The 8119-nt window shown below is 50.2% G+C and carries 11 protein-coding genes and 1 pseudogene; 3 read left to right on the top strand and 9 right to left on the bottom strand.

The genetic code is table 11. The features are described 5' to 3' along the window. The 3 genes from bioA to ACKI61_RS09430 form a co-directional block, all read right to left on the bottom strand. Positions 1-1199, bottom strand: a 1199-nt coding sequence (gene bioA / locus ACKI61_RS09440; RefSeq protein WP_407457482.1) for an adenosylmethionine--8-amino-7-oxononanoate transaminase, incomplete at its 3' end; no start/stop codon positions are given. A 61-nt stretch (positions 1200-1260) separates the two neighbouring features. After that, complete coding sequence (locus ACKI61_RS09435) at positions 1261-2361, bottom strand: MBL fold metallo-hydrolase (protein WP_407457481.1); 1101 nt, start codon at positions 2359-2361, stop codon at positions 1261-1263. Position 2362: 1 nt separating this feature from the next. After that, positions 2363-2944, bottom strand: a complete 582-nt coding sequence (locus tag ACKI61_RS09430; RefSeq protein ID WP_407457480.1) for a flavodoxin family protein — start codon at positions 2942-2944, stop codon at positions 2363-2365. A 74-nt stretch (positions 2945-3018) separates the two neighbouring features. On the opposite strand from ACKI61_RS09430, the gene tatA reads away from it, so the two are divergent. Then, positions 3019-3222, top strand: coding sequence for a twin-arginine translocase TatA/TatE family subunit (gene tatA, locus ACKI61_RS09425; protein WP_173319880.1), 204 nt, complete (start codon positions 3019-3021; stop codon positions 3220-3222). Further along, a complete protein-coding gene (gene tatC / locus ACKI61_RS09420; RefSeq protein WP_407457479.1) occupies positions 3222-3944 on the top strand; it encodes a twin-arginine translocase subunit TatC in 723 nt (240 codons plus the stop codon). The genes tatA and tatC overlap by 1 nt, the downstream gene beginning before the upstream one ends. Positions 3945-4025: 81 nt before the next feature. Here the strand turns inward: tatC and ACKI61_RS09415 are convergent, their stop codons facing one another. Both ACKI61_RS09415 and ACKI61_RS09410 read right to left on the bottom strand, forming a co-directional pair. Beyond that, the gene (locus ACKI61_RS09415) at positions 4026-4427 is read right to left on the bottom strand and encodes a hypothetical protein (RefSeq protein ID WP_407457478.1); all 402 of its coding nucleotides are present in this window, start codon (positions 4425-4427) and stop codon (positions 4026-4028) included. 90 nt (positions 4428-4517) lie between these two features. Continuing rightward, positions 4518-4943: a hypothetical protein gene (locus ACKI61_RS09410; protein ID WP_407457477.1), complete on the bottom strand. Its 426-nt coding sequence runs from the start codon at positions 4941-4943 to the stop codon at positions 4518-4520. Between the two features lie 143 nt (positions 4944-5086). On the opposite strand from ACKI61_RS09410, the gene ACKI61_RS09405 reads away from it, so the two are divergent. Next, positions 5087-5401 carry a DMT family transporter gene (locus ACKI61_RS09405; RefSeq protein WP_407457476.1) on the top strand — a complete coding sequence of 105 codons (315 nt, stop codon included), beginning with the start codon at positions 5087-5089 and terminating at the stop codon, positions 5399-5401. On the opposite strand, the gene ACKI61_RS09400 is transcribed toward ACKI61_RS09405, so the two are convergent. The 4 genes and pseudogenes from ACKI61_RS09400 to ACKI61_RS09385 form a co-directional block, all read right to left on the bottom strand. Further along, positions 5361-6020 (bottom strand): DUF4405 domain-containing protein, encoded by a 660-nt coding sequence (locus tag ACKI61_RS09400; RefSeq protein ID WP_407457475.1) that lies wholly within the window; start codon positions 6018-6020, stop codon positions 5361-5363. The genes ACKI61_RS09405 and ACKI61_RS09400 overlap by 41 nt on opposite strands. Positions 6021-6214: 194 nt before the next feature. After that, on the bottom strand, positions 6215-7555 hold the full coding sequence (locus tag ACKI61_RS09395) for an ATP-binding protein (protein WP_407449152.1): 1341 nt from the start codon (positions 7553-7555) through the stop codon (positions 6215-6217). A gap of 184 nt (positions 7556-7739) precedes the next feature. Next, entirely contained in the window at positions 7740-7910 is a 171-nt protein-coding gene (locus ACKI61_RS09390) for a hypothetical protein (RefSeq protein ID WP_407457474.1), read from the bottom strand. 72 nt (positions 7911-7982) lie between these two features. Further along, positions 7983-8119: pseudogene (locus ACKI61_RS09385) on the bottom strand (carboxymuconolactone decarboxylase); the annotation flags it as partial.

The following is an 8119-nucleotide window of genomic DNA, read 5'->3' as shown; positions in this document are numbered from 1 at the left end:
ACGCCGGTTTCGCGAATCACGCGCAGGATATCATCCGCTGAAGGTTTCGCTTTCAGTTCCAAGACGCCAATCGCACCCAATACGCGCACGTCCGCCGCATTTTCAAGCGCACGGAGCGGCTCCAGATTCTGCTTGAGGCGTTTTTCAATTCGTGCAACACTAGCCTCGTAATTGCGACTTTCGAACAGCGAAAGCGAAGCAATTCCTGCGGCACAAGCGAGCGGGTTCGCCATGTAAGTAGGACCATGCATGAATGCAGGAATCTTGCTATTCGTAATTGTATCAGCCACCTTCTCGGACGCAACGCAGGCCGCCATCGTAATGCTTCCGCCCGTGAGCGCCTTGCCGATGCACATAATGTCGGGCTTTATAAACCCGGCGCGGTTTTCACCAGCATTCGCTCCATTTTCAGCGGTATGCATCATCGCAAAGCGCGGCCCCGTGCGGTAAAAGCCCGACGCAATTTCGTCTAGAACAAGCAAGATGCCGTAACGGTCGCAAAGTTCGCGAAGCGCCTTCAGGTAACCCGCATTGTAAAGCCACATGCCGTTTCCGCCCTGGAATACGGGCTCACAAATTACGGCAGCAATTTCATCCTTATGTTCTTCGACGACGCGTTCCATCGAAGCAAAATCAGATAAATTCCAAGCCTCGTCAAAGCGGCAGTTCGGACGTTCTGCAAAGTAATGATGCGGCATGATTCCGCGGAAAAGCGTATGCATGCCGTCCGGGTCGCTAAGCGCCATCGCGCCTGCGGTATCGCCGTGGTAGCCGCCCTTCAAGGCGACCAACTTGCAACGCTCGGGATGTCCGAGGGAATACTGGTACTGCACCGCCATCTTGGCGCTGCATTCCACGGCAATGCTTCCCGAGTCCGCAAAGAAAATTTTATTCAATCCTTCGGGCAAAAAGTTTACCAACTTTTCGCCAAGCTCAATCGCGGGTTCGTGCGTAAAGCCGCCGAACATCACATGGCACATCGTTTCACTTTGTTTTTGAATCGCCTCAACGATTTCAGGGGCGTTATGCCCATGCGCCATACACCACCAACTCGAAACGGCATCAATCAGTTTCAGACCGTCAGTCGTTTCTATCGTTGTTCCGTGAGCTGTTTTGGCGAGAAATCTTGCGGGAGTATTTTTCAGCGCCGCATATGGATGCCACAAATGCTCGCTATCAAAATCTAAAAGTCTTTTCATCCGCGCCCAAATATAGAAAAATACTATATCGCCATCGACGCGCTAACATAGGTAATGCGGTTTACTCCAGATACACGACTTCGCCCATTTGCGGCATAAGCACGGGCTTTCCCGATTCCTGGGCGGCACGTTTCGCATTTTCCAGCGGTTCCGTGTACGAATGCTTGCTCAGGCAGAACTTGGAATGGTGAACAGTCATGTAGCGGTTCGCGCCCAGTTCCACCATTTCCTTGCCCAGGTATTCCGGCATGGTGTGGATAAGCGACCAGTCCTTGTTATACTGCCCGTTTTCAAGAATCGCCAAATCGATGTCGGTAAATTTCTTTCCGATTTTTTCGAAATGCGGACCGTAACCCGAATCACCGCCAATCCATATAGTGCGCTTAGGAGACTTGAACGCGAACGACGCCCACAGAGTCTTATTCTGGTGCAAATCACGGCCCGAAAAATGCCTTGCCGGAGTCGCCGTCACATTAAAGCCTTCGCCCAGGTCAACAGATTCCCACCAGTCAAGTTCCGTAAGTTTTTCAACGGGATACTTCCAGTATTCAAAATGCTCGCCCACGCCGAGGCCAGTTACCACACGCTTTACGCGGGGTTCCAGTTCCGTAACCACCTGGTAATCTAGATGATCCCAGTGGTCGTGCGTAATCACCAGATAGTCAATATCCGGCATATCGGAAGGCTTGTAGACGTCCGTTCCCTTGAACATCTTGTTCACGAAACTCACCGGCGAGCCCTGGTAAAAAACCGGATCCACCAGCACCCTCTTTCCAGATAAATTAAGCAGGTACGAGGAATGTCCGAACCACACAATCCAATCGCGGTCCTGCGGCAGCGATTTCAGGTCGGTCTTGAGCACGTTCAATGCGGTATCGGGAACGGTCTGACTCTTGTCGCCGAACAGGAAATCCTTCCATACGGCAAACACGCCCCTGTCGCCCGTCATGGTGACGGTCTCGACTTCGTTCACGAACTGCTTGCCATCGTAATTCGGCGACTGCTTGATGCGTTCAAGGCGTTTGCCTTGCGGAATATGGCCGAAGCTCGCCTGCGATAAGAACAACACGCCCACATCTCCCAAAATAAAAAGCACAGATAAGATAATCGCTGTAATCATGAGTTTCTTGTTCTTTGCAAAACGCAAGCGCATCGTTCCCATTCTAGCGGATAAAGTTCGTGAAGATTTTCTTTTCGGCAACGGGCTGTTCTACACCCGCCTTCTTGCCCGCTTCGATGCTCTTCAGGATCCATGCCATGTTGCGGCCCAGTTCCTTCATAATCTGCACGCCTTCCTCGTCCTTCAGCACATCTTCGGGACTAGAACCGTGAACCATGTTCCAGTAGCGCGACGCCACCATAGGCTGCTGTGCAAACGCCGGATACTTGTTCAGTGCATCAAGAGTAGCGCTGGTCCCTGCGCGGCGGGCAGAAGCTACCGTTGCGGCGGGCTTAAAGAGCAGTTCCGCTTCGGCAATGCCGTAAAGCCTGTCCAGGAACATCAGCATCTCGCCACTCGGGGAAGCGTAGTACACCGGAGAACCATAAACGACGGCGTCGGCCGTTTTAAGGATTTCCTTGGCTTCGTGAACCACGGCGTCGGTTTCGCCCTTCAGCACGCGACCTCCCACGAAGAAGATTTCCGTCTCGATGCCAGCGGCCTTGAGTTCGCCAGCCACGAGGCACAGCGCCGTATAAGTGCAGCCCTTTTCGCGACGGCTACCGTTGAATAAAACAACCTTCATGATAAACTCCTTTGTCTTTTGCCTAAAATATACAAAGAAATTATGTTATATTTCTACGAAAAGGCAGGTAAAAAATGTCCATTGGAATTCCAGAAATAATCCTGATTGTGGTCGTGGTGCTCCTTTTGTTCGGAGCAAAGCGCATTCCTGAACTTGCTCGCTCTTTAGGCAAAGCCCAGAACGAGTACAAGAAGGCGAAAGACGCCCTGAAGGAAGAAGCCGAAGACCTGCAGAAGACTGTGGAAAAAGCCGCCGAGGCAGAAGAAAAGAAAGGCTAATGTCCTCCAAACAGGATCAAGAAGCTACGCTGATTTCGCATTTGGAAGCGCTCCGACGCTCACTTTTGCGTTCTATTGTCGCCCTTGCCATCGGCATCGTGCCTCTGTTCCTTGTTTCGCCTTACGTTCTGGACTGGTTCTGTAAGCAAATTGCCCTGCAGGGCGGCGTCACGCTCCACTACTTTTCCCCGATGGAAGTGTTCCTGCTGCAGCTCAAGATTTCGGCTCTCCTGGACTGCGTGCTGTTTTCGCCCTACATCGCCTGGAACATGTGGCAGTTCGTGCTTCCCGCCCTATACGACAACGAAAAGCGCTTCATCCGCTCCATCGTGGCGCTGACTAGCATGCTCTTTATCGCAGGCGTCGCCTTCTGCCTTGTCGTCTGCTTCCCGCTGATTGTGCAGTTCGGCATGAGCTTTGCAAGCACGACTCTGCAACCCGTATTCGGCGTCTCCAACCTGGTAACACTCGCGCTATGGCTTTCGCTTGCCTTCGGATGCATGTTCCAGTTCCCGCTGGTGACCTACGCGCTTATCCGTGCGGGCATCGTGAATTACGAAACCGTCTGCAGCAAGCGCCCCTACGTGGTGGTGGCTATCCTGTTGTTCGCCGCATTCCTTACTCCACCCGACATCATAAGCCAACTACTGCTGGGCGCACCGACATATCTTCTTTTTGAAACGGGCTTATTTGCCGCAAGACGGTTCAAGAATCGAAATTAAATAGCGGTTTACTGCAAAATCATTTACAAACAGTGCTCTCCCGGATTACCCGAGAGAGCGTTGTTTTGACAATATGTCCGTTTATTTAACGAAAACGGCGAGAAGTTTATGCGCCTCGTCGCCTTCGGCAAAACGGATTTCACCTACGGTATGGTACTCGAATCCCGAGAACTGCTGCAGGTGCAGTGCCGCAAATTCGCGGTCCTGCGAATAGCAGAGATTCAGGCGGAAGTTCCCGTTGTCGCCTGTTCTCGGATGGACATTTTTTTGAACGACCGCATCCAGGGCGTTTGAAGAAGCCTCGACAATTTCCTTGACCTTTTGGCCCTCCGTAGGGCTGTAGTCCAGGCATATTCCCACAACGGGCGAATTCGTCCTGGTGTAGGTGACATTGGTTTTGAAACCGAAAAACTTCTTTTCGGTCTTGATATAGGGCTTGTTGAAGAGGGCGCTTGCCATCTTCATCTTGGAAATGTTTTCCATGTTCTTTCTCTTTTTTAAAATGAATGATGTCGCGCACCCGGTAAGGGCCGCGGCCATTTACTAGTGTTTAAGGCTTGGAGAAAGAACTTGCTAACAGAGCATTCGCTCTAGCGTATAAACGTAATACTCTTTTGATTTCTGATAAACTAGCGACAAAGGGAAGCCGCATTGGGCGCAAACAGTTGGCCGCGCGATCTTAGTCGGAAATGGAGTAGCCTGCTTGAACGTTGTCGAACTGCGTCCGCCGTCCCCTTGAAGGCCGTTGCCGCGCGATGCACGCAAGGACACCTGCTGGCCCGACCTGCGTGTAAACTGCATGGCCTCGGCAGTCGATTCCCGCAACAGGAACAGCGGACTTTCGGCATGCACATTGTCGGCGGAGACCTTGCCATATTCCGAAGCCCGCCCCATTTCGGTTCCGTAATCGTAAACAAACGAACTTTCGACAACGGCAGCAAGAATCGCGAACAACGCGACCGCAATCATCGAAGAAACATTTTGTTTAACGGACCTCATCGCTGAATAAGATAGAATTTTTTTTTCGGAATAACTATCTTTGTTTCATAATTTGAACCGCGCCCTGCTGCCACCGGGTAACAGGGGAACACGCATTCTTTATCGTTAGGTCTTTGAAGATAAAGATTCCTGGAGGTAAAGAAATGGAATGGTTTATGCTTGCCGTGGCGGGCGTTCTCGAAGTGGTTTGGGCCTGCGCCATGAAATACTCGGAGGGCTTTTCCAAAACAGTCCCTTCAGTCATCACGGTAATCGGTTTCCTTTTGAGCGCCGTATTCTTGTCGCTCGCCGTAAAGAAACTGCCGCTCGGCACCGCCTATGCGATATGGACAGGACTAGGCACGGTGGAAACTTTCGCCCTGGGCGTTTATCTATTTCAGGAGCATTTCTCTATCCCGAAAGCCATTTGCGTTTTGCTTATCTTATCCGGGATTGTCGGGTTGAAATTATTGCATTAAAAAGATGCACCGCGACGGCAAACAGCACGACGATGGCGATATAGTCCGCGAAAAAGAGAGCGTAGCCGCGTTCCGCATCAAAGAAGAAAAACGGCTGCTGCAGGAACAAGTATTTCCAAAGCCCGCGAATGGCGAAGGCGTAAATTCCGTAACCCGCCACGAGAGCGGCAACCACGCGAGTTGCGATTAGGGCCGTTTTTGACTTGAACGCACCCGCAAGTCCCAAGCGGTTTGCAATCAGGCTCACATGCAGCCCGATGTGGAGCGACATGAACACGTAATACCAGTGACTGGCGAGCAGGTGCGCCGTGCGGGCGAAACTTGCTCCCGATTCAATCCCGAGCCAGGCAAACACGTGGTTCGAAAGCATGATACCGCTCACCATCAGGAAAATCGCGCACAGAAGAATCCCGCAATTCACGACCGCCTGCAGAATACGGAATGTGTTGTAGCGTCCCTTGAACAGCGAAAGAAAAAATCGCCGATTCAGCGTGATGTGCACCGCCCACAGAACAAGCAGCACCACGCCCAGAATCTCGTGAACGGCCGTCGATTCAAAGAAGTAATTGCCACCCATCAGCACGAGCGTCGCGACCGTCATCGCGATATCAAGCGGCATTCTGATTTTGGCGGAAATAGGCATATCAAGTAAAACTCATCACAGAAAACTTACTACCTGCCAACGATTTTTCCAGCATCCTTGTAATTTACGCAACGGCATCCCTTGAAGCTCTCAATATTAACAATATTTTTAACAACACTTAATGAGGTCATTATGAAATTACTAGCAATCTTTGCGGCTATGCTGACTTTCTATTCCTTAATCGTTTTCAGCCACCGCTTGAGCATGAATGTGCAAAAGTACGGAATGGTGTAGAATTTTCCGTTGAAGCCGATGTTCTTGTTCGCCAGTTTAATGCCGAACTTTACGTCGCCGTAATTTTCCTTTGTAATCAAGTTGTTTAGCGAAACGGTCGCCCCGTCGGTGGCCTTGACTTCTACGGGTACCAGTGAACTAGCCGTCCGCACGAAAAAATCCATTTCAAGGGTGGATTTCTCGTTCTTGTAGTAGTAGAGCCCGTAACCTTCTTTTACGAGAATGTCGGCAACGACATTTTCGTAGATAGCGCCTTTGTACGCATTGAAATTCTTGTTTGCGCGCAAGTCCTCTTGGGCTTCGTCGTCGAGCGAAGCAATCAGCAGTCCCGTATCGCGGTAATAAATTTTGAAGTCATTAGGCTTGTAGTTGCCTTTTAGCGGAAGTTCTGGCTGATCCAGACAGTAGCAACGGTTGATGATGCCTGCATCGTTCAGCCATTCGACTGTCCCCACATATTCTCTGGAACGCGCCCCGGTGGCGACCTTCGTTATCTGGAATTTCTTGTTCTCTTTGCCAAGGAAAACGGGAATGTGGTTATAGACATTCTTTATCTTTTCTTTGTCTAGTCCTTCGGCGTATTTTGTGATGTCGTCCTCGTAGTCCTGGAGAATCTTTTTCTGCGCCGCCAGCACCCCTGAAAAATTTTTCTGTGATACAAATTTGTCTACAATGGCGGGCATTCCCCCGATGGTCATGTATTCCCTGAAATTTTCAATCCATACATCGTATTCGATGTTAGAGAATGGCGTCTGAGATACCATATGTTCGTAGATGGAATCGATTTGCTCCTGCTTGTAGCCTTTTGCCCAAAGGAACTCCTCGAAATCCAGGGAATGCATTTCATAGTCTTCCTTGAAGCCGACACTGACTGACGAAATTTCCTTGTAGTGCACCCCAAGCAGCGAACCCGAACAGATGACGTCGAAGCGGCCATCCAACTTGAAAAACTTGAGCGACGTGGTGCAATCGGGACACTCCTGCATTTCGTCGAACAAGATGAGCGTATCGTGCGGAATGAACTCCCAATCCGAATTCAAGAACGAAATTTCTCGGATAACCGTGTCCGGTTTGAAGCCCTTCTCGAAAATTCTCTTGTACTGGGGTTCCTCGATAAAGTTTATCGAGATGAAACTCTTGTAGTTCTTCGCAAAATGCGTAATGGAAGAAGTTTTTCCGACCTGCCTAGCACCCTTTATAATGAGCGGCAAATGGTCGGGATTTGCCTTCCAATCGACCAAAAAAGAGTCCAACTTTCGTCTGAGAGTGTATTCCATACACAAAAATATAGGTTATTTTTAGTAAAAAATCACATTTTTCCTGCCATCTCAATGTATTTCGTCACAAAAATCTCGATCTGATGCTGGTAAATCGTATCAACAGTCCTGACATCCTGTGCCGCAGCCCCTCACGGCTGGTACAAACAGCTTCCGCTGGGTTGAATAACCCTTAATTTCAGGGCTATTTTACCCACTTGTCCACTTCCTTCTGCGCCTTTTCGCGTTCATTCTGCACGAGTTCCTTCTTAGCGACATTGATACAGTCGTCGTAACCCTTGGTGATTGTTCCGACGCCATAGTTTTCGTCAGCGCGGGAATAATATGCGACCAGGATTTTCTTTACGGCAGCCATAGTGACCCCCATGAGAATGGTTAGAAGGATGAGGATTATGCGTTTCATAATGGTTGCTCGCGGTGAAGGTTACTATTGTAATTTACTATAGTCTTCGTCACTCACGGGCTCAAGCCATTCGTTGCGACCACCTTCGCCAGGGACTTCAATCGCCAAATGCTGGAACCAGGAATCCGGAGCCGCCCCGTGCCAATGCTTGACGCCAGCCG

It is taken from the genome of Fibrobacter sp., assembly GCF_045601785.1.
GTDB lineage: Bacteria > Fibrobacterota > Fibrobacteria > Fibrobacterales > Fibrobacteraceae > Fibrobacter.
The sequence above is the reverse complement of the archived record's forward strand: the minus strand, read 5'-3'. Positions and strand labels throughout refer to the sequence as shown.